This is a genomic window from Alloalcanivorax venustensis (assembly GCF_047495515.1).
GTDB classification, from domain to species: domain Bacteria; phylum Pseudomonadota; class Gammaproteobacteria; order Pseudomonadales; family Alcanivoracaceae; genus Alloalcanivorax; species Alloalcanivorax venustensis.
The window spans coordinates 701,078-727,013 of record NZ_CP179934.1; the positions used below are offsets into that span (position 1 = coordinate 701,078).

The 25,936-nt window shown below is 65.5% G+C and carries 24 protein-coding genes; 16 read left to right on the forward strand and 8 right to left on the reverse strand.

Annotated elements, in window-relative coordinates; all coding sequences use genetic code 11:
- The first annotated feature begins 50 nt into the window (after positions 1-50).
- Positions 51-2,357: a mechanosensitive ion channel domain-containing protein gene (locus ACMG4O_RS03345; protein WP_414434439.1), complete on the forward strand. Its 2,307-nt coding sequence runs from the start codon at positions 51-53 to the stop codon at positions 2,355-2,357.
- Between the two features lie 415 nt (positions 2,358-2,772).
- Here the strand turns inward: ACMG4O_RS03345 and ACMG4O_RS03350 are convergent, their stop codons facing one another.
- Positions 2,773-3,615 carry a metal-dependent hydrolase gene (locus tag ACMG4O_RS03350; RefSeq protein ID WP_370210535.1) on the reverse strand — a complete coding sequence of 281 codons (843 nt, stop codon included), beginning with the start codon at positions 3,613-3,615 and terminating at the stop codon, positions 2,773-2,775.
- Between the two features lie 89 nt (positions 3,616-3,704).
- Here ACMG4O_RS03350 and ACMG4O_RS03355 point away from each other — a divergent pair, with 89 nt between their 5' ends.
- A complete protein-coding gene (locus tag ACMG4O_RS03355) occupies positions 3,705-4,691 on the forward strand; it encodes a hypothetical protein (protein WP_335628233.1) in 987 nt (328 codons plus the stop codon).
- A gap of 15 nt (positions 4,692-4,706) precedes the next feature.
- On the opposite strand, the gene ACMG4O_RS03360 is transcribed toward ACMG4O_RS03355, so the two are convergent.
- A complete protein-coding gene (locus ACMG4O_RS03360; protein ID WP_142947703.1) occupies positions 4,707-7,487 on the reverse strand; it encodes a GGDEF domain-containing phosphodiesterase in 2,781 nt (926 codons plus the stop codon).
- Positions 7,488-7,777: 290 nt separating this feature from the next.
- Between ACMG4O_RS03360 and uvrD the strand changes: the two genes are divergently transcribed.
- Positions 7,778-9,937 carry a DNA helicase II gene (uvrD, locus tag ACMG4O_RS03365; RefSeq protein WP_414434440.1) on the forward strand — a complete coding sequence of 720 codons (2,160 nt, stop codon included), beginning with the start codon at positions 7,778-7,780 and terminating at the stop codon, positions 9,935-9,937.
- Between the two features lie 45 nt (positions 9,938-9,982).
- The gene (locus tag ACMG4O_RS03370) at positions 9,983-11,131 is read left to right on the forward strand and encodes a TRAP transporter substrate-binding protein (RefSeq protein ID WP_414434441.1); all 1,149 of its coding nucleotides are present in this window, start codon (positions 9,983-9,985) and stop codon (positions 11,129-11,131) included.
- 16 nt (positions 11,132-11,147) lie between these two features.
- Here ACMG4O_RS03370 and ACMG4O_RS03375 read toward each other — a convergent pair whose 3' ends face one another.
- Genes ACMG4O_RS03375 through ACMG4O_RS03385 form a run of 3 tightly spaced genes read right to left on the reverse strand, consistent with a single transcriptional unit; the run spans position 11,148 to position 13,477 of the window.
- Positions 11,148-11,537, reverse strand: coding sequence for an acyl-CoA thioesterase (locus tag ACMG4O_RS03375; RefSeq protein ID WP_067610440.1), 390 nt, complete (start codon positions 11,535-11,537; stop codon positions 11,148-11,150).
- Positions 11,538-11,543: 6 nt separating this feature from the next.
- On the reverse strand, positions 11,544-12,923 hold the full coding sequence (locus ACMG4O_RS03380) for a TRAP transporter large permease (protein WP_335628232.1): 1,380 nt from the start codon (positions 12,921-12,923) through the stop codon (positions 11,544-11,546).
- A complete protein-coding gene (locus ACMG4O_RS03385; RefSeq protein WP_414434442.1) occupies positions 12,914-13,477 on the reverse strand; it encodes a TRAP transporter small permease subunit in 564 nt (187 codons plus the stop codon). Before ACMG4O_RS03385 ends, ACMG4O_RS03380 begins: the two co-directional genes overlap by 10 nt.
- A 236-nt stretch (positions 13,478-13,713) precedes the next feature.
- Here ACMG4O_RS03385 and ACMG4O_RS03390 point away from each other — a divergent pair, with 236 nt between their 5' ends.
- The 10 genes from ACMG4O_RS03390 (at position 13,714) to ACMG4O_RS03435 (ending at position 23,285) form a co-directional block, all read left to right on the forward strand.
- Positions 13,714-14,760: a substrate-binding domain-containing protein gene (locus tag ACMG4O_RS03390; RefSeq protein WP_142947699.1), complete on the forward strand. Its 1,047-nt coding sequence runs from the start codon at positions 13,714-13,716 to the stop codon at positions 14,758-14,760.
- Between the two features lie 156 nt (positions 14,761-14,916).
- Entirely contained in the window at positions 14,917-16,305 is a 1,389-nt protein-coding gene (gene pstC / locus ACMG4O_RS03395; protein ID WP_142947698.1) for a phosphate ABC transporter permease subunit PstC, read from the forward strand.
- A 31-nt stretch (positions 16,306-16,336) separates the two neighbouring features.
- Positions 16,337-17,605, forward strand: a complete 1,269-nt coding sequence (gene pstA, locus ACMG4O_RS03400; RefSeq protein ID WP_335628231.1) for a phosphate ABC transporter permease PstA — start codon at positions 16,337-16,339, stop codon at positions 17,603-17,605.
- Positions 17,606-17,615: 10 nt separating this feature from the next.
- Positions 17,616-18,506, forward strand: coding sequence for a phosphate ABC transporter ATP-binding protein PstB (gene pstB / locus ACMG4O_RS03405; RefSeq protein WP_414434443.1), 891 nt, complete (start codon positions 17,616-17,618; stop codon positions 18,504-18,506).
- 26 nt (positions 18,507-18,532) lie between these two features.
- On the forward strand, positions 18,533-19,252 hold the full coding sequence (phoU, locus tag ACMG4O_RS03410) for a phosphate signaling complex protein PhoU (RefSeq protein WP_142947695.1): 720 nt from the start codon (positions 18,533-18,535) through the stop codon (positions 19,250-19,252).
- Positions 19,253-19,442: 190 nt separating this feature from the next.
- A complete protein-coding gene (locus tag ACMG4O_RS03415; RefSeq protein WP_370233594.1) occupies positions 19,443-19,763 on the forward strand; it encodes a metalloregulator ArsR/SmtB family transcription factor in 321 nt (106 codons plus the stop codon).
- Positions 19,764-19,774: 11 nt separating this feature from the next.
- Positions 19,775-20,269: an arsenate reductase ArsC gene (locus tag ACMG4O_RS03420; RefSeq protein ID WP_142947693.1), complete on the forward strand. Its 495-nt coding sequence runs from the start codon at positions 19,775-19,777 to the stop codon at positions 20,267-20,269.
- Between the two features lie 13 nt (positions 20,270-20,282).
- The gene (gene arsB / locus ACMG4O_RS03425) at positions 20,283-21,314 is read left to right on the forward strand and encodes an ACR3 family arsenite efflux transporter (protein WP_370233595.1); all 1,032 of its coding nucleotides are present in this window, start codon (positions 20,283-20,285) and stop codon (positions 21,312-21,314) included.
- A gap of 60 nt (positions 21,315-21,374) precedes the next feature.
- Positions 21,375-22,085 (forward strand): arsenical resistance protein ArsH, encoded by a 711-nt coding sequence (gene arsH, locus ACMG4O_RS03430; protein WP_142947691.1) that lies wholly within the window; start codon positions 21,375-21,377, stop codon positions 22,083-22,085.
- 27 nt (positions 22,086-22,112) lie between these two features.
- On the forward strand, positions 22,113-23,285 hold the full coding sequence (locus ACMG4O_RS03435; RefSeq protein ID WP_414434444.1) for an MFS transporter: 1,173 nt from the start codon (positions 22,113-22,115) through the stop codon (positions 23,283-23,285).
- Here the strand turns inward: ACMG4O_RS03435 and ACMG4O_RS03440 are convergent.
- From ACMG4O_RS03440 to ACMG4O_RS03450, 3 genes are all read right to left on the reverse strand, one after another.
- On the reverse strand, positions 23,280-23,816 hold the full coding sequence (locus ACMG4O_RS03440) for a YaeQ family protein (protein ID WP_142947689.1): 537 nt from the start codon (positions 23,814-23,816) through the stop codon (positions 23,280-23,282). The two genes, ACMG4O_RS03435 and ACMG4O_RS03440, sit on opposite strands and share 6 nt — an antisense overlap.
- A gap of 24 nt (positions 23,817-23,840) precedes the next feature.
- Entirely contained in the window at positions 23,841-24,389 is a 549-nt protein-coding gene (locus tag ACMG4O_RS03445; protein WP_414434445.1) for a TMEM165/GDT1 family protein, read from the reverse strand.
- A gap of 233 nt (positions 24,390-24,622) precedes the next feature.
- A complete protein-coding gene (locus tag ACMG4O_RS03450; RefSeq protein WP_142947687.1) occupies positions 24,623-24,994 on the reverse strand; it encodes a DUF2306 domain-containing protein in 372 nt (123 codons plus the stop codon).
- Positions 24,995-25,074: 80 nt separating this feature from the next.
- On the opposite strand from ACMG4O_RS03450, the gene ACMG4O_RS03455 reads away from it, so the two are divergent.
- Both ACMG4O_RS03455 and ACMG4O_RS03460 read left to right on the forward strand, forming a co-directional pair.
- Complete coding sequence (locus ACMG4O_RS03455) at positions 25,075-25,671, forward strand: TetR/AcrR family transcriptional regulator (protein ID WP_255442187.1); 597 nt, start codon at positions 25,075-25,077, stop codon at positions 25,669-25,671.
- A gap of 43 nt (positions 25,672-25,714) precedes the next feature.
- Positions 25,715-25,921 carry a SlyX family protein gene (locus ACMG4O_RS03460; protein WP_142947685.1) on the forward strand — a complete coding sequence of 69 codons (207 nt, stop codon included), beginning with the start codon at positions 25,715-25,717 and terminating at the stop codon, positions 25,919-25,921.
- Positions 25,922-25,936: the final 15 nt, after the last annotated feature.

Genomic DNA, 25,936 nt, shown 5'->3' on the forward strand with positions numbered 1-25,936 from the left:
GACCCTTTAGCGTACGGTGGCCCTGCGCACTGATTCAAAAGGAGGAGAGCGTGCCTTTACACCGTCTCACGTCCATGGCCCTAGCCGGCCTGTTATCCCTGGTCATGCTGCTGCTGGCGGCACCGTCTTTGGCCCAGGAGGCGGGCGCGGACAGCGATCCCGCCTACGGCACCCTGGCGGACCTGATCGAAGACGACGCCTCGCGCAACGCGTTGATCGAGGAGCTGCGGGCCCTGCAGGCCGCCCGCGCCAGCGTTGACGAGGAAGGCACGGTCCCCGCGGAACAGATCGCCGCGGAGTCCCCCAGCGACCAACAGCCCGAAGAGGTGTCGTTCGCCCGCCGCATGGCCGCCACCACCGGGAATCTGGCCGCCAACATGGGCGAGCAGTTCGCGGCGCTCGGGGCCGCCGTGGGCGGCCTGGTGGGCGCCGGCCAAGCGCAGGCCGACGACGCCGTGGCCAGTGAGGTGAACCTGCAGGAAGTGGGCGCCGCGGCGGTCAATCTGGCGATTCTGGTGATCGCCACCTTCGTGGTGTTCCTGGTGCTGCGCGCCATCGCCTCGCCGGCTTTCCGGTCGTTCAGTGCCTGGGCCCAGCGCGGCTCGGAAAAGTTCGCCATGCTGCGCACCATCGTCGCCGTGGCGGTGGCCGCCCTGGTGGACGTGATCGTGGTGGCGCTGGCCTATGTGGCCGGCGGCTTTGTGTCCTCCCTGCTGGTCAACGAAGTGAACGCCGACGCCACCCGCCTGGCGCTGTTCCTGAACGCCTTCCTGGTGGTGGAGCTGGTCAAGGCCGCCCTGCGGATGATGTTCTCCTCCGGCTATGAAGGCCTGCGGCTGATCCCGGTGGGCGCCGGCCAGGCCCGCTACGCCAACCGTTTCCTGGCCAATCTGACCGGCTTTATCGGCTACGGCATGCTGGTGCTGGTGCCGATTCTGAATTTCCATATGTCTCCGGTGCTGGGCACCGCCGTGGGCACCCTGGTGATGCTGCTGGCGCTGCTCTATGCGGTGGCGGTGATCCTCAAGAAACGCACCGTGATCCGTGACCGGCTGCTCGATAAAGCCGAGGCGACCACCGGCCCCGGCCGGCTCGCCCTGGGCGTCAGCGCCCGCCTCTGGCACCTGGCCGCGCTGGCCTATGCGCTGATGGTGTTCGCGGTCACCGTGATCAACCCGGAAACGGCGCTGCCCTACGTCGCCCTGGCGACCCTGGAAACGCTGATCTACGTCGGCGTCGGCCTGCTGGTGTCGGTGGTGCTGACGCAGATGATCGGCAAGGAAATCCAGCTTTCCGACCGCGTTAACGAAAAGCTGCCGCGCCTGCAGGCGCGGGTGAACACCTATGTGCCCACCGGCCTCAAGGTGATCCGTGCGCTGATCCTGGCGCTGGTGGTGATCCTCTCCCTGGACGCCTGGGAGGTGTACGACCTGGCCGCCTGGTACGCCACCGCCGCCGGCGCCCAGACGGTCGGCGTGGTGATCCATATTCTGGTGATCCTGGCCGTCGCCGCGGCGGTCTGGATCGGCATCGCCAGCCTGCTGGAGCACAAGCTGACCCCGGCCGAGGACGCCGACCCGGCCACCGTGGCCCGCGCCAACACTCTGATGGGCCTGTTCCACACCACCCTGGCCATCGCCATCATCATCATGACGCTGATGATCGTGCTGGCGGAAATCGGCATCAATATCGGCCCGCTGATCGCCGGCGCCGGTGTGCTCGGCCTGGCCATCGGTTTCGGTGCCCAGAAGCTGGTCCAGGACGTGATCACCGGGGTCTTCATCCAGCTGGAAAACGCCATGAACACCGGCGACTTCGTCACCGCCGGCAGCAACTCCGGCACCGTGGAGCGCGTCGGCATCCGTTCGGTGGCGCTGCGTGATCTGTACGGCACCTACCACATCGTGCCGTTCTCCTCGGTGGACGCGGTGTCCAACTTCACCCGCGAATACGGCAACCACGTGGGTGAATACGGCATCGGCTACCGCGAGAGCATCGACGATGCCATCGTCCAGCTGGAAGCCGCCTTCGAGGAGCTCAAGGAAGGGCCGCACAAGGACAACATCCTGGCGCCGATGACGGTGGCCGGCGTCACCGCCCTGGCCGACAGCTCGGTGAACATCCGCGTGGTGATCAAGACCACCCCGGGCAACCAGTGGGCGGTGGGCCGCGCCTACAACCGTCTGGTGAAGATCTACTTCGACAAGGCCGGCATCGAGATTCCGTTCCCGCACACCACGCTGTACTTCGGCGAGGACCGGGACGGCAACGCGCCGCCGGCCAACGTGCGCATGCTCGGCGACGAGCGTGTGGTGGACACCCAAAAGGACGGCATGTCCTCCGACCGCTCCGAGTAACCCGCTCTTGTGCGAGCGGGCCCTGCCCGCGAAAGGGTGGCGTTAGCCACCCGGCGGGATACCAGAGACCTTTTTCTCCAGAGAGCCCACCCGATCCCGGCGCTCCTTGGAAAATTCAAAGGCCTGGCGCTTTCTCTGAGAGGGTGGATCTGACCCGTGGCGGTGACGCTGCCAAGTGAGCGGGGCAATGGTGGTGCCTGGAGGGAGCTGTTTGGCCAGGGAGGGCCAAACTAACAGCGGCCATGGATGGCTTGAGCGGTCCCGGAAGGCACCACCATTGCACCGCGTCTCGGATACGGAGCACCGAACATCCAAAGAGCCCACCCCTGGAGAACGGCGCAAAAAAAAGCCGGCGGGGAGCCGGCTTGAGGAATGATCGCGTCGCGATCCGGGAAGTCAGAGGGGGGTGAGGCGGTCAGGCCGCCTCTTCCAGAGCGTGGGCCACCAGCTCGTCGAACTGCTCCAGGAACTCACGGTTGTCGTGGTCCCAGGGATGGAAGCCGGGCTTGAACCAATCCAGCCACGCCTTGGCGGTGTAGCGGAAGATGCCTTTCTTGCCCAGGGTGTGCCGCGCGACCGCGCGCCAGCCCTTGCCGTCGAACAGGCCGCCGCTGACGCGCACGTTGTGCAGGTAGAACGGCAGGAACAGGGCGAAGAACACACTGGTGGAGAACACCAGCGCGAAGCTGCGCATGGCGTAGGCGCCGACCTGGTCGTCACTGCCCACCGCCAGCCGGTAGACATCGAACGCCACCGCTTTATGCTCGGTCTCTTCCAGGGCGTGCCAGTTCCACAGGGCGCGGTAGCCCTCATCGGAGCCTTCCATGATCTCCGGCAGGCTGAGCAGGCCGTCGGCGAGGATCGCGGTGAGGTGCTCCAGGGCCACGGTGCCGGCCAGCTGGAAGGACGCCGGGGTGTATTTCTGCACCGCCTTGAGCAGATTGTCGACCAGCTGCTCCTGGGCTTCGATGGGCACGCCGGCCTCATTGACGAAGCCGTTGTACTCTTCGTGCTCGCGGCCGTGCATGGCTTCCTGGCCAATAAAGGCGGTCACCGCCTTCTTCAGTTCCGGGTCCTGGACGACATCGCGATAGTGGCGCACGCTGTCGATAAAGAAGCGTTCGCCAACCGGGAAAAACAGGCTCAGGGTATTGAGAAACTGGCTCACGTTGCGCCCGTCCTGGTGCCAGGTCAGCGCTTTGCTGGGGTTCAGCTTGAAGCGCAGGTTCCGGCGGGTGGGCAGTATGTTGATCGCCATGGTTAAGTACCTCTGATGATTGTTACATTGAACGATGATACATTCGCCCGCGCAGTGGGCAAGTGGCCCTTGGTTAAGGAAGGCATGTCGTGACGGCAAATAAACAAGAAAAGGCAAATCGTTTACTTGAGGCGCTGATCGCTCATCTCAGCGAGTCCCTCGACCCGGACCGCCTGGACGACTGGCTGGAACAGGAGCTGGACGCTCTGCTGGCTCAGGCCGACACGGTGCGCCTGAGTGAAGCGGTGACCGCCGAGCAGATCGGCGTCACGGTGCGCAAATACGCGGTGCAGATGGAGCTGGGCGGCGGCATTCCGGAGCTGGTGGGCGAGATGGTGGATCGTCTCTATAACCACGGTATCCAGGGAGAGCGCCGGGTCGGCGAGCTGGTGGACGAGAGCACCGTGGCGGCGCTGGTCGACAAGGTGCTGGAGATCCCGCTGTCCCGGCGGGGCGTGGGCTGGCTGAGCAGCAACCCGGTGTTGCTGGCACTGCTGGCCGGCGGCGCCCATCTGGGCCTCAAGACCTGGCTGCACCAGGGCATCCCGGAAAGCCTGCGGGGCCTGGTGGGGCGGCGGTTGCCGCCGCGCTGGCGGGCCAGCCTGGAGATGCGTCTGCAGGAGTGGCTGCTGGAGCGCACCGAGGCGCTGCTGTCCGACCCCTGGCTGTACAGCGACGATAACCTGGGCGAGCTGCGCGAACTGGTGCTGGTGGCCTGGCAGGACTTCGCCGAGCGCCCGGTGACCGAGTTGCGCGAGCTGCTCAGCAGCGAGGACATCCAGGAACTGTTCGTGATCGGCTATGATTTCTGGCGGGAGTTCCGGCACAGCGATTACTTCGCCACCATGCTGGACACCGGCATCAATGCCTTCTTCGAAAAGTACGGCGACACCACCCTGCGCGACCTGATCGACGAAGTGGGCATTGCCCGCGACGACCTGCTCGATGACGCCCGCCGTTTCGCGCCGCCGGTGCTGCGGCTGCTGCGCGAGCGTGGCCTGCTGGACGCCTGGCTGCGCCGTCATCTGGCGCCGTTTTTCGAGAAGCCGGAGACCCTGGCGATTCTCGACCAATAGCCGGCAAGCGGAGGGTCAGGCGGGGCCGTCCCCGGCCTGGCCCTGTTGCTGCAGCGCCAGGATGTCGTGCAGTTGATCCTCCGGCACCGGCCGGCTGATCAGGTAACCCTGAATGCTGTCGCAGCCCATTTCGCGCAGGATGTTCAGGTGCTGGTCGGTTTCCACCCCTTCCGCCACCACGCTCATGGTCAGGCTGTGCGCCATCTCGATGATGGCCCGGGTGATAGCCGCGTCGTCCGGGTTGTCCGCCAGGTCGGTGATGAAGGTGCGGTCGATCTTGAGCGTATCCACCGGGAACCGCTTCAAATAATTAAGCGATGAGTAACCGGTGCCGAAGTCGTCCAGGGACAGGCCCACGCCGCGGGCGCGCAGCCGCTCCAGCAGGGCGATGTTCTGGTCCATGTCTTCCATGATCAGGCTCTCTGTGAGCTCCAGTTCCAGCAGTTCCGCCGGCAGGCCGGTGAGCGCCAGGATGCGGTCCACCACGTCCGCCAGGTTGCCTTTGCGGAACTGATGGGCGGACAGGTTCACCGACACGCGGATATCGCCCAGCCCCCGATCCAGCCACTGCCGCGCCTGACGGCAGGCGCGCTCCAGCACCAGCTCGCCGATCGCGGAAATCAGGCCGGATTCTTCCGCCAGCGGAATGAACTCGGACGGCGCCAGCAGGCCCATGGTCGGGTGCTGCCAGCGCACCAGCGCTTCCACCGATGAGATGCGGCTGTCCGCCAGGTCCATCTTGGGCTGGTAGTGGACCACGAATTCGTTCTTGAAGATCGCCTTGCGCAGGCTGGTCTCCAGCGCCAGCTGTTCCACCGACGCCATCTGCATGCCGGTACGGTAGAACTGGAAATTATTGCCGCCGCTGCGTTTCGCCTGATGCACCGCCATCTCCGCCTGGTTGATCATCGACTGGGCTTCCTGGCCCGGGTTGGGGAACACGCTGATGCCGATGCTGGCGCCCAGCAGCAGTTCATGGCCGTCGATCAGGAACGGCTTTTTCATCATGTTGATCAGTTTCTGGCAGAGCACGCCGATCTGCGCCTCGGCGCCGCAGTTTTCCAGCACCAGGGTGAATTCGTCGCCGCCCACCCGGGCCAGGTTTTCATCGTTGACGCCGCACCGGCAGATGCGCTCCGCGGCCAGCTTGAGCAGGCGGTCGCCGATTTCATGGCCGAGGCTTTCGTTGATCGGTTTAAAGCGGTCCAGGTCGATCATCAGCAGCGCCGCTTTTTCCCGGTTCAGCCGCGCCAGGGTCAGCGCCCGCTGCAGACGTTCGCGGAACAGCGCCCGGTTGGGCAGGCCGGTGAGGCGGTCGTAGTTGGAGAGAAACTGCACCCGCTCCTCGGCTTCCTTGCGCGACGTCAGATCGGACAGCATCCCCACATAGCGGATCACCCGTTGTTTCTCGTCCAGCACGCTGCTGATCTGCAGCCATTCCGGGAAGGGCTCGCCGTTGCGCCGCCGTTCGTTGATCTCGCCTTCCCAGAACCCGGTGCGGCGCAGCGCCAGGGTGATCGCGCGGTAAGTGCTGCGGTTGCGGTCGATGTGGTCGGTGTCGGCGATGGTGCGGCCGAGCACGTCCTGCTCCGGGTAGCCGGTGATCTGCTCGAAGCGGGCGTTCACCGCCAGGAATTGGAAGTTGCGGTTCAGAATGAAGATGCCTTCCGGGGCGTTCTCGAACACCGTCGCCGCCAGCCGCTGCTGTTCCTGGGCTTCGCGGGTGGCGGTGATGTCCCGGCGGGTGCCGATCATGCGCAGGGCGCGGCCCTTGTCGTTCCAGTCCACCACCCGGCCTTCGTCCTCGATCCAGCACCAGGGGCCCTCGGCGTGGCGCAGCCGGTAGATGGCGTGGTAGCGGTCGGTCTCGCCCTTGAAGTGGGCGATCATGGCGCGGCGGATGGCGGGGAAATCGTCCGGGTGGACCAGTTGCTGCAGGTCGCCGAAGAAGTTTCTGAAATACTCGCTTTCGTAGCCCAGCAGCCGGTCGAAGTTGGTGTGGTAATTGGTGCCGGTGACCAGATTCCAGTCCCACAGCCCGATGTTGCTGGCGTCCAGCGCCAGTTGCAGGCGCTCGCCGGTGGCGCTTAATTCCCGGTTGGCCTGCTCCAGGGCGCGGGTGCGGTCGCTGACCATGGACTCCAGCCGGTCGTTGGCTTCCTGCAGGCGCCGGCGCGCCTCCTTGCGTTCCATGATTTCGTCGGCCAGTTTTTCATTGAGCGCTTCGGCGTTGGCCCGCGCCCGGTCCAGGTAGTCAATCAGCGCGGTGTTGCTGATCTGCAGATCCAGGGCCTGGTGCGTGGTCATATTGATGCGGCGGGCGGCGACGAACAGAAAGGCGCCGGTGGCCACCAGCATGGCCGCCAGGGCCGGCTCGTTGTCGTTGGCCAGCAGCAGCTGCACGCACGACGGCGCCAGCAGGCAAATCTGATACATGAGCACGGTGGGCAAATGGCTGCTGTACGCCGACAGCGCCAGGATGCTCAGGCCGGTGCCCAGGCTGCTCATGGTCAGCTGCGCGTAGAGCATCGACTCGGAGAGCAGGGTGTCCGTGGGGTTGAACAGAAAGCCGCCGATGCCCATCGCCACCGCGGTGGCCAGCACGCTCACCGACACCTTGCGCAGATCGGCGCGGTCGCCGTTGCGCAGCGGCCGGCTCAACAGCAGCCAGCTCACCCGGGCAAGAATCAGCGTGGTGACCGCCAGTGCCCACACCAGCAAGGTGGCGCGCGGCACCGGCGAGTCCCAGTAAGCCCAGGTCGCCGCGATCACCGCCAGGCCTTCCAGCACGTTCATGCCTTTGATCCCGGAAAGGAGATGCTGGCATTGAGCGCGGGTCACGGCCTGCTGCTGCTTGCTTGGTTGTGACTCGAATGCTGTCGACACGGATAAAGATTCCAGGCTCGGAGCCTTGGGCGCCGGTGAGTAAGTCGCTCCCGCGTATGGCTCGGGAACCCGTAGGCATAAGTGACGCCCGGCTTTTTCTTTGGCAGTTTACCCAGCCCCACCGCGAAGGGAAACCGGATCACCGGGGCTGCGTCACAACCTGCCGCGCCAAAGCGGCGGTTCTGGTAAACTCCGCCGCCATGGATGATGTGACTTCCCTTATTGAAGGCCTTAACCCGGCTCAGCGCGACGCGGTGACCGCCGAAGACCGGCACCTGCTGGTGCTGGCCGGTGCCGGCTCGGGCAAGACCCGGGTGCTGGTGCACCGTATCGCCTGGCAGATCGCCACCGAACAGGCGTCGCCGTTCGGTATTCTCGCCGTGACATTCACCAACAAGGCGGCGGCGGAAATGCGCGGCCGCATCGAGCAGCTGCTCGACATGCCCGCCGGCGGCATGTGGGTGGGCACCTTCCACGGCATCGCCCACCGCCTGCTGCGCCAGCACTGGCAGGAAGCGGGCCTGCCGCAGAACTTCGAGATCATCGACGCCGACGATCAGCAGCGTCTGATCAAGCGGGTGATCCGCGAGCTGGGGCTGGACGAACAGCGCTGGCCGGCGCGCCAGGCCACCTGGTTCATCAACGGCCAGAAGGACGAGGGCCTGCGCGCCGCGCATATGGACGTGGCCGGCGGCGACCTGTTTCTGCAGACCATGCAGAAAATCTATCTGGCCTACGAGGAAGCCTGCGCCCGGGGCGGCCTGGTGGACTTCAACGAGATGCTGCTGCGTGTGCTGGAGCTGTTCCGCGACAACGACGAGCTGCGCGGGCACTATCAGCGCCGCTTCCGGCACATTCTGGTGGACGAGTTCCAGGACACCAACGCCATTCAGTACGCCTGGCTGCGGCTGCTCACCAACGACGACAACGCCGCCACCATCGTCGGCGACGACGACCAGTCCATCTACGGCTGGCGCGGCGCCAAGATCGAGAACATCCACAAGTTCAGCCGTGACTTCCCCGACACCCGTACCGTGCGCCTGGAGCAGAACTACCGCTCCACCGGCACCATCCTGAACGCCGCCAACGCGGTGATCAGCGTCAACAGTGACCGGCTCGGCAAGGAGCTGTGGACCGACGGCGGCGACGGCGAGCCGATCCGCCTGTACGCCGGGTTCAACGAGGTGGACGAAGCGCGCTTTATCGCCGGCAAGGTGGAAAGCCTGGGCCAGCAGGGCATGGCGCGCCGGGAAATGGCGGTGCTGTACCGCTCCAACGCCCAGTCCCGGGTGCTGGAGGAGGCCTTTCTGCAGGCCGGTATTCCGTACCGCATCTACGGCGGCCAGCGCTTCTTCGAGCGCGCCGAGATCAAGAACGCCCTGGCCTACCTGCGCCTGCTCAACAACCGCCGGGCGGACGCCGCCTTCGAGCGGGTGGTCAACACCCCCACCCGGGGCATCGGCGCCAAGACCCTGGAGATCCTCCGCGATCTGGCCCGCCAGCGCGGCGTGCCGCTGTGGGACGCGGCGGCGGCGCTGATCAACGAGCGGCTGCTCACCGCCCGCGCCGGCAATGCCTTGCTCGCCTTCCTCAAGCTGGTGGACAAGCTGGACGAGGAAACCGAAGGGTTAGGGCTGGCGGAAACCACCGAACACGTGATCGCCGCCAGCGGACTGCTGGATTACCACGGCCAGGACAAGGGCGAAAAAGCCCAGCAGCGCCTGGACAACCTGCGCGAGCTGGTTTCCGCCACCCGCCAGTTCGGTGACGAAGAGGGCGAGGAGGATCCGCTCAGCGCCTTCCTGGACCACGCCGCGCTGGAATCCGGCGAAGGCCAGGCCGATGCCCATGAGGACGCGGTGCAGATGATGACCCTGCACTCCGCCAAGGGGCTGGAATTTCCGGTGGTGTTCATCACCGGCCTGGAAGAGGGCCTGTTCCCGCACCAGATGTCCTCGGACGATCCGGTGCGTCTCGCCGAGGAGCGGCGGCTCTGCTACGTGGGGCTGACCCGGGCGATGCGCGAGCTCTACCTGACCCACGCGGAAAGCCGGCGCCTGTACGGCAACGAAACGCTCAACCCGCCCAGCCGCTTTCTGCGGGAGATTCCCGCCGAGCTGGTCGAGGAGGTGCGCGCCCGGGCCGGCTTCAGCCGTCCGCTGGGCGGCGGGGCCGGGGGGCCGCGCCAGCAGGACGCCAATGGTATTGTGTTGGGGGCGCGCGTCCTGCATCCCAAATTCGGTGAGGGCACGGTGCTGCATTTCGAGGGCCAGGGGCCCAATGCGCGGCTGCAAATCAACTTCGACGGCGTCGGCACCAAATGGCTGGTCAGCCAGTACGCCCGACTCGATGTGATCTAGGGCCGCCCGGCGGCCCACTAACAATAAAACCAACGGGAGAGTTCCATGGATCGTCGTAAATTCGTCTCCGCGCTGGGCCTCGGCCTGGGCGCCGCGGCGCTGGCCGGTTGCGGCCAGAACGAAAGCGAGAACAAGCCGGCCGCCGGCGGCGACAACGCCCCGGCCAAAGCCGCCGATAACGAAGTCCGCGAGTGGAAGCTGGTCACCGCCTGGCCGAAGAATTATCCGGGCCTGGGCACCGGCGCCAACCGCTTCGCGGAACGGGTCACCGCCATGTCCGGCGGCCGTCTGACCATCAAGGTGCACGGCGCCGGCGAGCTGGTGCCGGCCATGGGCGTATTCGACGCGGTGCGCGACGGCAGCGCCGAGATGGGCCACTCCGCCTCCTACTACTGGAAAGGCAAGCACCCGGCCACGCCCTTCTTCACCGCGGTGCCGTTCGGCCTCACCGCCCAGGAGCTCAACAGCTGGGTCAACTTCGGCGGCGGCCAGGAGCTGTGGGACGAGTTGTACGGCGAGTTCGGCCTCAAGCCGCTGCCGTGCGGTAACAGCGGCACCCAGATGGCCGGCTGGTTCCGTAAGGAGATCAACAGCCTGGAAGACATCAAAGGGCTCAAGATCCGCGCCCCCGGCCTGGCCGGCGAAGTGATGCAGCGCATCGGCGCCACCCCGGTGCAGATGCCCGGCGGTGAGGTGTTCACCTCCATGCAGACCGGCGCCCTGGACGCCGCCGACTGGGTCGGCCCCTATAACGACCTGACCTTCGGCCTGCACAAAGTGGCCAAGTACTACTACTACCCCGGTTGGCAGGAACCCGGCGCCATGCTGGAGATGATGATCAACAAGGAGAAGTGGGACGCGCTGCCGGAAGATTTGCAGGCCATCGTCAAGAACGCCGCCGAAGCCGAAAACCAGCACATCTACGACGAGTTCACCGCGCGCAACGCGGAAGCGCTCAAGCAGTTGGTGAACGAGCACGGCGTCGAGCTGCGCCGGCTGCCGGACGAGGTGCTTGAGGTGCTGGAAAAAACCAGCCAGGAGGCGGTGGAGGATCTGGTCGCCGGCAACGACCAGGCGCGGCGGATTTATGAGTCCTATCGCGACTTCCGGGATTCGGTGATGCCGTACATCGCGGTGGCCGAGCAGTCCGCGCTTAACGTCCGTTCCACGGTGTTGGGCCAGAAGGCGCCGTAAGGCGCCCTTCGGCGTTTCAGTCCCGGGGCACCGAGCGGGTGCGGCCGTTCTCGTCGATGGCGACGAACGTGAAGTGCCCCTCGGTGACCTTCGCCAGACCGCCCTCATCCTCGACGATCCACACTTCCACCAGAATCTGCATGGAGCTGCGGCCGATGTCCTGCATCCGCGTGTAGCAGCTCACCACCGCGCCCACCGGCACCGGCCGCAGAAACGCCATGGAGTCGATCGCCACCGTGGCGACCCGGCCCTTGGCGCGCGCCCGCGCGGTCACCGCGCCGGCCAGGTCCATCTGCGATACCAGCCAGCCGCCGAAAATATCCCCGTTCCAGTTGGCGTTCTCGGGCATGGCGATGGTTTGCAGGGCCAGCGTGCCCTGCGGTTGGGGAATGTCGTCGTTGGTCATGTCTTGTTATCCATATAAAAGCCCCGGCAACCAGGTGGCCAGTTCCGGGAACAGCGCCAGGATGCCGAGCATCGTCAATTGAATCAGGATGAAGGGTATCACGCCTTTATAGATCTGCGAGGTGCGCACTTCCGGCGGCGCCACGCCGCGCAGATAGAACAGCGCGAAGCCGAACGGCGGCGTCAGGAACGAGGTCTGCAGGTTGAGCGCGATCATCACCCCCAGCCACACCGGGTCCACGCCCATGGACAGCAGCACCGGCCCCACGATCGGCACCACCACGAAGGTGATTTCCATAAAGTCGAGGATAAAGCCGAGCAGAAACACGATCAGCATCACCACCAGGGTGGCGCCCAGCACGCCGCCGGGCAGGGCGTCGAACAGGTGCTCCACGGTCTCGTCGCCGCCGAACGCGCGGAACACCAGCGAAAACAGGCTGGCGCCGATCAGAATCATGAACACCATGGCGGTGACGCGGGTGGTGCTGCGCACCGTTTCGCGCAGGATGTGCCGGTCCAGATGGCGGCCGAACGCGGCCAGCAGCAGGGCGCCGAAGGCGCCCACGCCGGCCGCTTCCGTGGGCGTGGCCAGGCCGGTGAGAATGGAGCCCAGCACCGCGGTGATCAGCAGCAGCGGCGCCACCAACCCGCCCAGCAGGGACACCGCCTCCGCGCCGCCTTCGATGTTGGCGTCTTCCCGTTTCATGGCCGGCGCCTGCTCCGGCCGCAGGGTGCTGATCACCACCACGTAGAGCAGGTACATGCCGACCAGAATCAGGCCCGGTACCAGCGCGCCGACGAACAGATCCCCCACCGACACCGTGTCCAGCGACCACAGGCCCTGGCGCAATTGGGCTTCCTGGTAGGCGGTGGAGAGCACGTCGCCGAGCAGCACCAGGGCGATGGACGGCGGAATGATCTGCCCCAGGGTGCCGGTGGCGCAGATCAGGCCGGTGGCCAGGCCCGGGTTATAGCCGTGGCGCAACATGGTGGGCAGCGACAGCAGCCCCATGGTCACCACGGTGGCGCCGACGATGCCGGTGCTGGCGGCCAGCAGCGCGCCCACCAGTACGATGGCCAGGCCCAGGCCGCCGGGGAACACCGCCAGCAGGCGCCCCATGCTGGCCAGCAGGCGCTCGGCGACCCGGGATTTCTCCAGCATCACGCCCATGAACACGAACAGCGGCACCGCCATCAGGCTGGTGTTTTCGATGATGCCGAACAGCCGTCCGGGCAGGAACGTCAGGTCGGTCATGCTCAGGCTGCCGCCGAGCAGGCCGCCGGCGGCGAATATCAACGCCACGCCGCCCAGGCAGAACGCCACCGGGTAGCCGCTCAGCAGGGTCACGCCCACGGCCACGAACATCAGCAGGGGGATCAGCTCCATGCGTCCCCCTCGTCCTCAAGATCCTCTTGCGGCGGGGTGGCGCCGGCCAGCGTCAGGCCGTGGCGGATCAGCTCCGCCACCGCCTGCAGGGTCAGCAGCGCGGGCAGCGCCAGCAGCAGGCTCTTGAGCAGGAACACCAGCGGCAGGCCGCCGTTGTCGGACTTTTCCAGGCCGGCCCAGCTGCGCATCACATACTGAAAACTCAGTCCGAAGATCGCCGCGCACACTGGCAGCAGCAGGAACAGCGTGCCCAGCACATTGACCAGTGCCCGCTTGCGGGGGCTGAAATGCTGGTAAAACACGTCCACCCGTACATGCTCATCCAGGGCCAGGGCGTAGGCGGCGCCCAGCATGAACAGAGAGCCATGCAAATAAATGAGGCTCTCCTGAAGGGCGATATTGCCGATGCCGAACCCGTAGCGCAGCACCACCACCAGCACCATCAGCAGCACCATGGCCAGGGAAAACCAGGCGCACAGATGCCCGACGCCGCAGGTGAAGGCGGTCAGGCGCTGTTGCCAGCGTTTCAGGAGCTGCAGGCGTTGTCGGGTCAAAATAGCCTCGCCGGGGGTGTCCGATGCGGCGCGATTATACGGGTGATGGGCGCCGGGGTCAGCAAAACCGGGCCCCCGGGCGTCCCGGGCGCAGCGGTGCGGGTGCGCAAAGAGTCCGGTTTATGTAATGTTGCTGTCACATATCGCCTCTAGCATGCGTCATGCCTGAAGAGAAGAAGCCGGGTTGAGACCAACGCCGGCGCCATGCAACCAGGAGGCTAACAGTGAAATTTCAAATGAAAGCGACTCTCGTCGGCGCCGCCGCCGCCGTGGCCCTCGCCAGCGCCCCGGCCACCGCGATCGCCCGTGACACCATTTCCATCGTGGGTTCCTCCACGGTATACCCGTTCGCCACCACCGTGGCCGAGCGCTTCGGTCGTAGCGGCAACCCGACGCCGAAGATCGAATCCACCGGTTCCGGCGGCGGCCTGAAGCTGTTCTGCCAGGGCATCGGCACCGAGAACCCGGACATCACCAACGCGTCCCGCCGGATGAAGGCGTCCGAGTTCGAGATGTGCCAGAAGAACGGCGTTAAAGAGATCACCGAAGTCGTGGTCGGCTATGACGGCATCGTTATCGCCAACTCCGTCGAAGGCGAGAAGGTCGACCTGTCCAAGCGCGATATCTTCCTGGCGCTGGGCAAGGAAGTGCCGGATCCGAAGGGCGGCGAGAAGCTGGTGCCCAACCCGTACAAGACCTGGAACGAAGTGAACTCGGACCTGCCGAACACCAAAATCGAAGTGCTGGGCCCGCCGCCCACCTCCGGTACCCGTGACGCGTTCAACGAGCTGGCCATCGAAGGCGGTTGCAAAACCTTCGACTGGATCGCCGCCATCAAGAAAGAAGACAAGTCCAAGTACAAGTCCATCTGCCGCAGCATCCGTGAAGACGGCGCCTACGTGGAAGCCGGCGAGAACGATAACCTGATCGTGCAGAAGCTGGGTTCCAACCCGCAGGCGCTGGGCGTATTCGGCTACTCCTTCCTGGATCAGAACCGTGGCAAGGTACAGGCCGCCACCATCGAAGGCGTTGAGCCGCAGATGGAAACCATCGCCAGCGGCGATTACCCGGTATCCCGCTCCCTGTTCTTCTACGTGAAGAAAGCGCACGTGGGCGTGGTACCCGGCATCGAAGGCTACATCAAGGAATTCACCAGCGAACGCGCCTGGGGCCCGGACGGCTACCTGGTCGACAAAGGTATGATTCCGCTGCCGGACGACATGCGCGCCAAGATGGCCAAGCAGGCACAAAGCCTGAAGAGCATGACCGGTAAGGAACTGTAAGACAGGACGTGGGCTTACGCAGGGACGCGTAACGAACCAAGCCCGGTGACGCTGAGTCACCGGGCTTTCTTCGCCCCGGCGGGGCGCGGATAAACCCGGTTTTTTCTCTCAAACCTCAGGTTTGCGCGAGAAAATCATCCACTCGGAGTTGTTGGCATGCAAACAGGCAACCTGTTGTTGCTGCTGGTCGCCATGGTGGCGGCGGCCTACTACATAGGCTGGCAAAAATCCCTGGCCCAGGCGCGGCCTTTGGGGGGAATACGCCACCTTGAGTCGCTGCCCTTCTACTACGCGATGCGGGCGGCACTGTGGTGCGCGATCCCGGCGCTGGTGGTACTGGGCACCTGGCTGATCTTCGACGACGCCATTATCCAAAGCACGGTGATGCTGAGTCTGCCGGAGGACGTCCGTCCGGCCACCGAAGGCGGTCGGGGCCTGCTGCTCAGCCAGATTCAGAACGTCGCCAGCGGCGCCCTGGCGGCGGATTCGGTGCGCCCCGAGATCGCCGGCGCCGCCGAGTTGCTGCGCGGGCTGCGCGGCACCAACACCATGGCGCTGACGGTGGTCTTTATCGTCGTCGCCATGCTCGGCGGCGCCTGGGGCTGGCTGAAGATCGCGCCGCAACTGCGCGCCCGCCAGCAGGTGGAAAAGATCCTGCGGGTGCTGTTCATGCTGTGCGCGCTGGTGGCGATCATGACCACGGTCGGCATTGTCATGTCGGTGCTGTTCGAGTCGATCCGTTTCTTCGGTCAGGTGTCGCCGGTGGACTTCCTGTTCGGCACCCAGTGGAGCCCGCAGACCGCCCTGCGCGCCGACCAGGTGGCCTCCGAAGGCGCCTTCGGCGCCATCCCGCTGTTCATGGGCACGCTGCTGATCTCGGCCATCGCGCTGCTGGTGGCGGTGCCGGTTGGCCTGATGTCGGCCATCTACCTGGCCGAATACGCCCACGCCAAGGTGCGCGCCGTGGCCAAGCCGTTGCTGGAGATCCTCGCCGGTGTGCCGACCGTGGTCTACGGCTTCTTCGCCGCCCTGACCGTGGCGCCGTTCATCCGTGACGTGGGTGAAAGCATCGGGCTGGACGTGGCCTCCGAATCCGCGCTGGCCGCCGGTCTGGTGATGGGCGTGATGATTATTCCCTTTGTCTCCTCGATTTCCGATGACGTGATTACCGCCGTGCCCCAGGTGATGCGTGACGGCTCCCTGGGTCTGGGCGCCACCAAGTCCGAGACCATTCGCAAGGTGGTCTTCCCGGCCGCGCTGCCGGGCATCATGGGCGGCATTCTGCTGGCCGCGTCCCGCGCCATCGGCGAAACCATGATCGTGGTGATGGCGGCGGGCCTTGCCGCCAACCTGACGGTAAACCCGCTGGAAGCGGTCACCACCGTTACCGTGCAGATCGTCACCCTGCTTACCGGTGACCAGGAGTTTGACAGCGCCAAGACGCTGGCCGCCTTCGCGCTCGGTCTGATGCTGTTCATTACCACCCTGGTGCTCAATGTGGTCGCGCTGCACATCGTCAAGAAATACCGGGAGCAGTACGAATGAACCGACTGACAATCCACCGGGAGGCGGCGTAATGAGCGAGACCACGGCGAAAGTACGTAAAAGCCTGGCGCGGCGTTATCGGCAGGAGAAGCGTTTCCAGGCTTACGGCATTCTGTCCATCGGTGTCGGGCTGCTGGCGCTGCTGATTCTGTTCACCGACATTATCGGCAAGGGCCACAGCGCCTTCTTCGAGCACTACATCCAGCTGGAAATCAGCCTCGACCGGGACGTGCTCGGCGTGGACGACGCCAGCGACGACGAGCAGCTCAACTACGCCAATTTCGGTGGCGTCATCAAGGAAGCGCTGCGCGAGCGCTTTCCCGGTGTCGACGACCGTCAGCAGCAACGCCAGCTCTATGCCCTGGTGAGCAGCGGCGCCAGCTACAACCTGCGCGACGAGCTGAAAGCCGACCCCAGCCTGCTGGGTGGCACCCGCAACCTCTGGTTGCTGGCCGACGACGATGTCGACCTGTATCTGAAAACATCCGAGAAAAAGCGGCCCGAGGCCCGTCTCGGCGATCAGCAGAAGCAGTGGATCGAAGATCTGGAAGCGGCCGGTGATACGGAAAAGCGTTTCAACGCCTCGTTCTTCTCCCACGGTGATTCCCGCGAGCCGGAGCTGGCCGGTATCGGCAGCGCCATTGTCGGCTCCTTCTTCACCATGCTCGTCACGCTCTGCCTGTCCTTCCCGATCGGCGTGGCGGCGGCGATCTATCTGGAAGAGTTCGCGCCGCGCAATAAATTCACCGATTTCATCGAGGTGAACATCAACAACCTGGCGGCGGTGCCGTCGATTATCTTCGGTCTGCTGGGTCTGGCGATCTTTATCAATCTGTTCGGGTTGCCCCGTTCGGTGCCGCTGCTGGGCGGTCTGGTGCTGACGCTGATGACGCTGCCGACCATCATTATCACCAGCCGCGCCGCGATCAAGACCGTGCCGCCCTCAGTGCGCGAAGGGGCCCTGGCCCTGGGCGCGTCGAAGATGCAGGTGGTGCTGCACCATGTGCTGCCGCTGGCGCTGCCGGGCATGCTGACCGGCTCGATCATCGGCATGGCCCAGGCACTGGGTGAAACCGCGCCGCTGCTGTTGATCGGCATGGTCGCCTTTATCGTCGACATTCCCGGTGGCCCCACTGACCCGGCCACGGTATTGCCGGTGCAGATTTATCTGTGGGCGGACAGCCCCGAGCAGTCCTTCGTGGCCATGACATCGGCGGCGATCATGGTCCTGCTCGCCTTCCTGATCACCATGAACACGCTGGCGGTGGTACTGCGCAAGCGCCTTGAGCGCCGTTGGTAAGGAGAGGAACATGGATACCGCACGAGAACTGGACAACCGCAACCGCGCCGATGATGATGCGGCGAAGCCCTTGATCGACGTGGAAGAAAGGTCAATGCAGGATACTCCCTACCCGGAAAAAACCGTGGGTAAGCCGTTCGTGGACGCGCCCAAGATGAAGCTGCGCCACGTGAACGTGTTTTACGCCGACAATCAGGCGATCCATGACGTCAGCCTGGATATCGGCAAGAACGAAGTGATTTCCCTGATCGGTCCTTCCGGTTGCGGTAAATCCACCTTCCTGCGGTCGCTCAACCGCATGAACGACACCATTGATATCTGCCGGGTGAAAGGCGAGCTGCACCTGGACGAGCAGGACCTCTACGACCCCAAGCTGGACGTGGTGGAACTGCGCGCCCGGGTCGGCATGGTGTTCCAGAAGCCCAACCCGTTCCCCAAGTCGATCTACGACAACGTGGCCTACGGCCCGCGGCTGCACGGTCTGGCGGACAAAAAATACGATCTTGATGAAATCGTCGAGAACAGCCTGCGCAGCGCCGGCCTCTGGAACGAGGTGAAGGACCGTCTGCACTCTTCCGGCACCGGCCTCTCCGGTGGCCAGCAGCAGCGGCTTTGCATCGCCCGCACCATCGCGGTGAGCCCGGAAGTAGTGCTGATGGACGAGCCCTGTTCGGCGCTGGACCCGATCGCCACCGCCAAGATCGAAGAGCTGATCGACGAGCTCTCCGAGTCCTACACCATTGCCATCGTCACTCACTCCATGCAGCAGGCCGCGCGCGTATCCCACCGCACCGCCTACTTCCACCTGGGGCGGCTGATCGAGGTCAACGACACCGAAACCGTATTCACCAGGCCGGAGCACGAGCTCACGGAAGCCTACATCACCGGCCGCTTCGGCTAAGGCCAACGGGTCCAAGGAGAGACAACATGGATCGCATGCATTTTGGTCAGCACAGCTCCTCGCAATTCAACGAGGCGCTGGAATCCATCCGCAACCATCTGATGGAGATGGGCGGCCTGGTGGAAAAACAGGTGGTGGACGCGCTGGAAGCGCTGCTGCACGCCGACTCCGCCCTGGCGGAAAAAGTGCTTACCACGGAAGACCGGGTCGACGACCTGGAAATCCAGATCGACGAAGAGTGCGCCCGCGTACTGGCGCTGCGCCAGCCGGCGGCCTCGGACCTGCGGTTGATCATCGCCGTGTCCAAGGCGGTGTCGGACCTGGAGCGCATCGGTGACGAGTCCGCCAAGATCGCCGCCATGGCGCTGCAACTGGCCGAGGACGGTGAATCACCGCGCGGCTACGTGGAAGTCCGGCACATCGGCAACCACGTGCGCAACATGCTGCGCGACGCCCTGGACGCCTTCGCCCGCTTCGACGCCGACAAGGCCGTGGAAGTGGCCGCCGAGGACAGCGAAGTGGACCTGGAGTACCGCTCCGCCATGCGCGCCCTGGTGACCTTCATGATGGAAGACCCGCGCGCCATCTCCCGGGTGCTCAACATCATCTGGTCCCTGCGCGCCCTGGAGCGCATCGGCGACCACGCCCGCAACATCGGCGAGCAGGTGATCTTCCTGGTCAAAGGCACCGACGTGCGCCACATCTCCATCGACGAAATGGAAAAAGAAGTCCGCAAAAAGGACTAACCCCTGTCCGGGCCCGCGATGAATGCGGGCCTTGTGGAAGCGTCCTGTAGGAGCGGCCTGTGGGAGCGGGCCCCGCCCGCGAAAGGGCGGCTACGCCGCCCGGCAGGATTCCAGAGACCTTGAAAAAGATCGGCGTCTGCTCCAATATATCCGTAATTCCGAATATACGAATATAGGCTCCCACCGCGCCATGACCAACCTCACCGCCACCAAACTCTGCAAATGCCTCGGCGACGACCTGCGCCTGAGCCTGGTCTGCCTGATGGACGTGCAGCGCGAGATCTGCGTCTGCGATCTGGTGGACGCGCTGGACGCCCCCCAGTCCACCATTTCCCGGCATCTGGCTCAGCTTCGCCAGTGCGAACTGGTGGTGGCGCGCCGGCAGGGCACCTGGATGCATTACCGCCTTAACCCCGAGTTGCCGGAGTGGGCACTCACTGTCATCGAAACCCTGGCCGAGCCGGCCCGGGCACAACTGGGCCTGCGCACACCGGCGCCGGTCTGCTGTTAATGGAGACTCCCATGGAACTGCCCCTGAACGTGCTGTTTCTGTGTACCGGCAACTCCTGCCGGTCGATTCTCGGCGAAGCGCTCGCCAACCACCTCGGCGAAGGCCGCATCCGCGCCCGCAGCGCCGGCAGCCAGCCCACCGGGCAGGTGCACCCGCGTGCCCTGGCGGTGCTGGAACGCCACGGCGTGCCGGTGGACCAGCCCGCCTCCAAGTCCATGGACGATCTGGAAGGCCAGCGCTTCGACGTGATCATTACGGTGTGCGACGCCGCCGCCGGCGAGGCCTGCCCGGTGTGGCTGTCCGAGGCCGCCAAGGTGCACTGGGGCATCCCCGATCCGGCCGGCGCCGAGGGCAGCGACGACGAAATCGACGCCGTCTTTGAGCGCACCTACCAGCGTCTGCGCCAGCGCCTGGAAAAGCTGGCGGCACTGGACCTCGCCGCCACCACGCCGCTCGGCCTGGTCGCCTCCATGCAGAAGATCCACCGCGAGCTGGGTCAGGAATAAAGGATCGCAATCGATGCCGTTTTTTGAGCGTTTTCTCAGCGTCTGGGTGGGGCTGGCGATCGTCGCCGGCGTCGCCCTCGGACTGGCGGTGCCGGGCCTGTTCCAGGCGGTGGCCGCCTTCGAGGTAGCCCATGTGAACCTGGCGGTGGCGGTGTTCATCTGGGTGATGATCTACCCGATGATGATCCAGATCGACTTCGCCGCCATGAAGCGCGTCGGCGACAAGCCCAAGGGCCTGCTGCTCACCCTGGTGGTGAACTGGCTGATCAAGCCGTTCACCATGGCGGCGCTGGGCTGGCTGTTCTTCAAGGTGCTGTTCGCCGACATGGTGGACCCGCAGACCGGCAGCGAGTACATCGCCGGCATGATCCTGCTGGGCGTGGCGCCGTGCACCGCCATGGTGTTCGTGTGGAGCCACCTCACCAAGGGCGACGCCAACTACACCCTGGTGCAGGTGTCGGTGAACGACGTGATCATGGTGTTCGCCTTCGCCCCCATCGCCGCGCTGTTGCTGGGCGTCAGCGACATCACCGTGCCCTGGGACACCCTGGTGCTGTCCACGGTGCTGTACGTGCTACTGCCGCTGGTGGCCGGGGCGCTCACCCGGCGCTGGCTGAGCGGGCGCGGCGGTGAGAAGGCGGTGGACGATTTCGTGCACGCCCTCAAGCCGGTCAGCATCCTGGGCCTGCTGGCCACGGTGGTGCTGCTGTTCGGCTTCCAGGCGGAGACCATCCTCGCCAAGCCCCAGGCCATCGTACTGATCGCCATTCCGCTGCTGATCCAGACCTACGGTATCTTTCTGGTCGCCTTCGTCGCCGCCCGCTGGCTGCGCCTGCCCCATAACGTGGCCGGTCCGGCCTGCCTGATCGGCACCTCCAACTTCTTCGAGCTGGCGGTGGCGGTGGCGATCAGCCTGTTCGGGCTGTCCTCCGGCGCCGCCCTGGCCACGGTGGTGGGCGTGCTGGTGGAGGTGCCGGTGATGTTGTCGCTGGTGGCGATTGTTAACCGCACCAAGCACTGGTTTGAGGACGGCGGTGAGCAGTGAACAGTTAAGAGTGAACAGTTAAGAGTGAACAGCTAAACCAAAAGTGTTGAAGTTATCGCCATGACAGACCTTTTTAATCTCGACGACAACTGCTTCCAGGTTCCCGGCGTGGACCGCGTGTTCCAGGATCAGCCGTCCACTCACAAACCCCGGATTCTGTTGCTTTACGGGTCCCTGCGGGCGCGCTCGTTCAGCCGTCTGGCGGTGGAGGAGGCGGCACGCCTGCTGGAGGCCATGGGCGCCGAAACGCGGATCTTCGACCCGCGCGGGCTGCCGCTGCCGGACGCCGAGCCGGCGGAGCACCCCAAGGTCCAGGAACTGCGCGAGCTGGCGCAGTGGTCCGAAGGCATGGTGTGGTGCTCGCCGGAGCGCCACGGCGCCATGACCGGCATCATGAAGGCGCAGATCGACTGGATTCCGCTGGCGCTGGGCGGCGTGCGCCCCACCCAGGGTAAAACCCTGGCGGTGATGCAGGTGAGCGGCGGCTCGCAGTCGTTCAACACCGTCAATCACCTGCGCGTGCTGGGCCGCTGGATGCGCATGGTGACCATCCCCAATCAGTCGTCGGTGCCCAAGGCGTTCCTGGAATTCGACGACAACGACCGCATGAAGCCGTCCCCCTACTATGATCGTATAGTCGACGTCATGGAGGAGCTGGTGAAATTCACCCTGCTGGTCCGTGATCGCAGCGACTACCTCACCGATCGATACTCCGAACGCAAGGAGAGCGCGGAAGAGGTGTCCCGCCGGGTCAATCAGCGCACCATGTAAGCCCGTACCTGGCCAAAAGGGGAAGCCATGCCCGCCGAAACCCTGTCCCGCTTCCCCCTGGCGGTGATTGTCGCCGCCCAGTTTCTGGGCACCTCGCTGTGGTTCAGCGTTAACGGCGTGGGGCTGTCCCTGGGCCAGGAACTGGGCCTCACCGAGACCGACCTGGGGCGCCTCACCATCGCCACCCAGGCGGGCTTTATCCTCGGCACCCTGGCGCTGGCGGCCACCGGCCTGGCCGACCGCTTCCGCGCCAGCCGGGTGTTCGCGGTAGCGGCGGTCCTGGGCGCGCTGATCAACGGCGCCTTCGTGCTGGTGGCCTGGCAGCCCGCGGCAGCACTGGTAATGCGCTTCGCCACCGGGCTCTGCCTGGCCGGTATTTACCCCCTGGGCATGAAGCTGGTGATCAGCTGGACACCGCGTCACACCGGCGCCGCCCTGGCCTGGCTGGTGGGCATGCTGACCCTGGGCACCGCCGTGCCGCACCTGTTGCGCGGCGCCACCCTGGGCCTGCCCTGGCAGTGGCCGCTGCTCACCGCCTCGCTGCTGGCGCTGGTGGCGGCGTGGCTGATCCGCGCCCTGGGCGACGGCCCCCATCTGCCGCCGCCCGGCCGGAAGAAGCCGCTACGCGAAGGCTTCGCCGCCTTCGCCAGTGGCGATTTCCGCGCCGCCGCCCTGGGCTACTTCGGCCATTGCTGGGAGCTCTATGCGTTCTGGACGCTGACACCGCTGCTGGTGGCCCGGGAGCTGCAGCGCCTGGGCGCCGATCAGGCGCTGGTGCCGTGGCTGGCGTTCCTGGTGATCGCTTTGGGGCTGGTGGGCTGTGTTTATGGCGGTCGTGTCAGCCGCGGGCGCGGCAGCCTGTGGGTGGCGAGGGCGGCGCTGGCCGTATCCGGCCTGCTGTGCCTGGTCTATCCGCTGCTGGGAAGTCTGTCCCCTTTTCTGCTGCTGGCGCTGTTGCTGCTGTGGGGCTTCACGGTGATCGCCGATTCGCCGCAGCTTTCCGCCCTGGCCGCCGCCACCGCGCCGCGGGACCGGGTCGGCTCGACCCTGGCGGTGATGAACGCCATCGGCTTCGCGCTCACCATTCCGGCGATCTTCCTGGTCTCTGAGTTCTGGTCGGCGCTGGATCTGCGCGTCGCCTGGCTGCTGTTGCCGGGGCCGGTGGTGGGGTTGTTCTACCTGTGCCGGGCGCGGCTATAGCTGGGATTCCAGCGCCACCGCCACACTTTCCCCGTCGTCCCCCAGCCACAGCTGCCCGTCCTGGATCATGGCGTTCAGGCGCATCTGGCGGTGGGCCAGGGACGCCAGCGCCGCTTCGGTTTCCGGCATCACGCGCAGCACGGTGAGGTTGTCGAAGCGGTCCAGCTTGCGGCCCAGGGCCTCGCGCCAGGCCAGCGGCGCCTGGCGGCCGTAGGTGTAGACCACCACGGCATCGGCCAGGCCGCAGGCCTTGCGCAGCCGCTTCTCATCCGGCATGCCCAGCTCGATCCACTCTTCCAGGGTGCCGTTGGGGTGGTGCCGCCACAGATCCGGCTCGTCGGTGGACGACAGGCCCCGGGTGAAGCTCAGGTCCTCGTGGGCGTGGCGGGCGAAGGCCATCAGCCGCAGCATCATGCGGGCCTCGGTTTCCGAGGGGTGCAGCGCCACCGTCAGGTTATGGGTGGCGTAGTAATCCCGGTCCATATCCGAAACGGTGAGTTCGGCTTTGTAGATGGTGGCGGTAAGGGCCATGGCATAGCTCGCTGTGATTCGCGGTCAGATCAACGCCCAGACGCCGAAGGCGATGAACAGCGCCGCGCTGATCCGGTGGGCCCAGGTCTCGAAACGCTCGCCGGCGAGGCGGTGGGCCACCCAGATCACCGGCAGGTTGGCGGCGATCATACCCGCTGTGGTGCCGAGAAGCACCGGCCAGAACTCCTGAAAGCGCACTGCCAGGGCCACGGTGGCCACCTGGGTCTTGTCGCCGATCTCGGCGATGAAGAACAGGATCAGGCTGGTGAGGAAGGGGCCGAAGCGGACACTCTCGTCCACGCCCTCGTCCTTATCCGGGATCAGCATCCACAGCCCCAGGGCGATAAAACTGCCGCCCAGAATCCAGGTCAGCCAGTCCGCCGGAATGGCGTCGGCCAGCCAGTCGCCGAACCAGACACTGAGGCCATGGTTGACCAGCGTGGCGACCACCACGCCGGCGAGGATCGGCCAGGGCTTGCGGAACCGGCACACCAGCGCCAGCGACAGTAACTGGGTTTTATCGCCGATTTCGCCCAGGGCGACCAGCAGGGTGGAAGAGAGAAAAGCGTCCAACGGAAAACCTTACAGGGGCGGGACCGAACGATTACCAGAGACACTGCCCACCGATCCCGCCCCCGCGGAATGCAGACAATGTCTCAGGTCTCGTCGATCCATCCGCCGATGCGGCGGAGGACACGGCCACCATGCGCATTGAGGCGCAAATATGTTGACGACCGTCCAGGGTGGGAACCCGGGTGACTACTCCCCCAAGACGGCGGAAACCTTAGCCGCGGCAGGGATTTAAATCAAGCGCCGAACAGCCAGCCGCTGATCAGCCGGCCCGGCGCCAGGGTACCCAGCCCGGCGCCCACCAGCCCCAGATAGGCACCCACCAGGAAATTACGGTGCGTATCCAGGCGCCGGCGGCGCACCGCCAGCATCGAGATCACCAGGCACACCAGGGTCCACACGGACAGCAGATGTATCACGCTGAACGGCCCCAGCAGCGCCAGGCCGCCGCTCAGCCAGAACGACGACACCGCCGTGACCACCATGGCCAGCACCCACGACCAGCCGAGCCAGCGGTGCCGCCGCGACCCCTTCGCGGACAGCAACTGCACGGCACCGAAGACCAGCGCCCAGAGCGCCGCGACGAGATGAATCCAGACCGCCACCATCACTTTTCTCCCCCGGCGGGCTGGGCCCGTACCGGCTTAATGTGTATGCTGTGAACATAAGATAGAAAAGGATGTGTACAGTGTCAACATCAAACAAGGATCCCTCTCCGGACCGCTACCACCACGGCGACCTGCGCCGGGCCCTGGTGGACGAGGCCCTGGTGCTGCTGGCGGAAAGCGGCGACGGCGGCTTCAGCCTGCGCGAGCTGGCCCGCCGGGTGGGCGTCACCGCCAACGCCAGCTACCGCCATTTCGCCAACAAGGACGCGCTGCTGCAGGCGCTGGCGTCGGAGGGGTTCCGGCGCCTCAGCGCCGCCCAGCGCGAGGCCGAAGCGCGGGCGGAGGGCGACGAAAAACTGCTGGCCGGGGGGCGCAGCTATATTCGCTTCGCCCACGCCAACCCGGCGCTGTTCCGCTTGATGTTCAGCGTGATTCCGCCGCACCGCCGCGAAGACGAGCTGCGCGAGGCCTCGCGGGCGGCGTTCGAGACCCTGCGCCAGGCGGTGTCGCGTGGCTGGCCCGGCGGCGAGCCGGACCCGGACAGCGTGACCCGGGCGGCGCTGCGCGCCTGGGCGCTGGTGCACGGGTTGGGGCAGTTGCTGCTGGACGGTCAGCTGGACTGGCTGGAGGAGGATCCGCTGGGGCTGGCGGAGGCGGTGCTGGCGGACACCGTCTAGCGCTATACTGCCGGCCCGCGCCAGGCCCACGTCAGGAGAGCCCATGAGCGACGACCGCTTTCTCGATATCGAAACCAAACTGGCCTACCAGGAAGACCTGGTGGCCAGCCTTAATCAGATCGTCAGTGACCAGCAGCGCAAGCTCGACGAGCTGGAAGCCGCCTACCGCAAACTGGTGGACCGGGTGGTGGAGCAGAGCGAGGAGCTCGCCGCCCTGCGCATCGAGGACGCCCCGCCGCCGCACTATTAAAACGCCGGCGGACGG

What these genes read in the sequence shown, in the direction of transcription:
- ACMG4O_RS03350 (WP_370210535.1), bottom strand. Translation starts at nt 3,615, where the DNA reads ATGGCGATCAACATACTGCCCACCCGCCGGAACCTGCGCTTCAAGCTG.
- ACMG4O_RS03360 (WP_142947703.1), bottom strand. Translation starts at nt 7,487, where the DNA reads ATGAACGTGCTGGAAGGCCTGGCGGTGATCGCGGCGACCTGGGCTTAC.
- uvrD (WP_414434440.1), top strand. Translation starts at nt 7,778, where the DNA reads ATGGATGATGTGACTTCCCTTATTGAAGGCCTTAACCCGGCTCAGCGC.
- ACMG4O_RS03370 (WP_414434441.1), top strand. Translation starts at nt 9,983, where the DNA reads ATGGATCGTCGTAAATTCGTCTCCGCGCTGGGCCTCGGCCTGGGCGCC.
- ACMG4O_RS03375 (WP_067610440.1), bottom strand. Translation starts at nt 11,537, where the DNA reads ATGACCAACGACGACATTCCCCAACCGCAGGGCACGCTGGCCCTGCAA.
- ACMG4O_RS03380 (WP_335628232.1), bottom strand. Translation starts at nt 12,923, where the DNA reads ATGGAGCTGATCCCCCTGCTGATGTTCGTGGCCGTGGGCGTGACCCTG.
- ACMG4O_RS03390 (WP_142947699.1), top strand. Translation starts at nt 13,714, where the DNA reads ATGAAAGCGACTCTCGTCGGCGCCGCCGCCGCCGTGGCCCTCGCCAGC.
- pstC (WP_142947698.1), top strand. Translation starts at nt 14,917, where the DNA reads ATGCAAACAGGCAACCTGTTGTTGCTGCTGGTCGCCATGGTGGCGGCG.
- pstA (WP_335628231.1), top strand. Translation starts at nt 16,337, where the DNA reads ATGAGCGAGACCACGGCGAAAGTACGTAAAAGCCTGGCGCGGCGTTAT.
- pstB (WP_414434443.1), top strand. Translation starts at nt 17,616, where the DNA reads ATGGATACCGCACGAGAACTGGACAACCGCAACCGCGCCGATGATGAT.
- phoU (WP_142947695.1), top strand. Translation starts at nt 18,533, where the DNA reads ATGGATCGCATGCATTTTGGTCAGCACAGCTCCTCGCAATTCAACGAG.
- ACMG4O_RS03415 (WP_370233594.1), top strand. Translation starts at nt 19,443, where the DNA reads ATGACCAACCTCACCGCCACCAAACTCTGCAAATGCCTCGGCGACGAC.
- ACMG4O_RS03420 (WP_142947693.1), top strand. Translation starts at nt 19,775, where the DNA reads ATGGAACTGCCCCTGAACGTGCTGTTTCTGTGTACCGGCAACTCCTGC.
- arsB (WP_370233595.1), top strand. Translation starts at nt 20,283, where the DNA reads ATGCCGTTTTTTGAGCGTTTTCTCAGCGTCTGGGTGGGGCTGGCGATC.
- arsH (WP_142947691.1), top strand. Translation starts at nt 21,375, where the DNA reads ATGACAGACCTTTTTAATCTCGACGACAACTGCTTCCAGGTTCCCGGC.
- ACMG4O_RS03435 (WP_414434444.1), top strand. Translation starts at nt 22,113, where the DNA reads ATGCCCGCCGAAACCCTGTCCCGCTTCCCCCTGGCGGTGATTGTCGCC.
- ACMG4O_RS03440 (WP_142947689.1), bottom strand. Translation starts at nt 23,816, where the DNA reads ATGGCCCTTACCGCCACCATCTACAAAGCCGAACTCACCGTTTCGGAT.
- ACMG4O_RS03450 (WP_142947687.1), bottom strand. Translation starts at nt 24,994, where the DNA reads ATGGTGGCGGTCTGGATTCATCTCGTCGCGGCGCTCTGGGCGCTGGTC.
- ACMG4O_RS03460 (WP_142947685.1), top strand. Translation starts at nt 25,715, where the DNA reads ATGAGCGACGACCGCTTTCTCGATATCGAAACCAAACTGGCCTACCAG.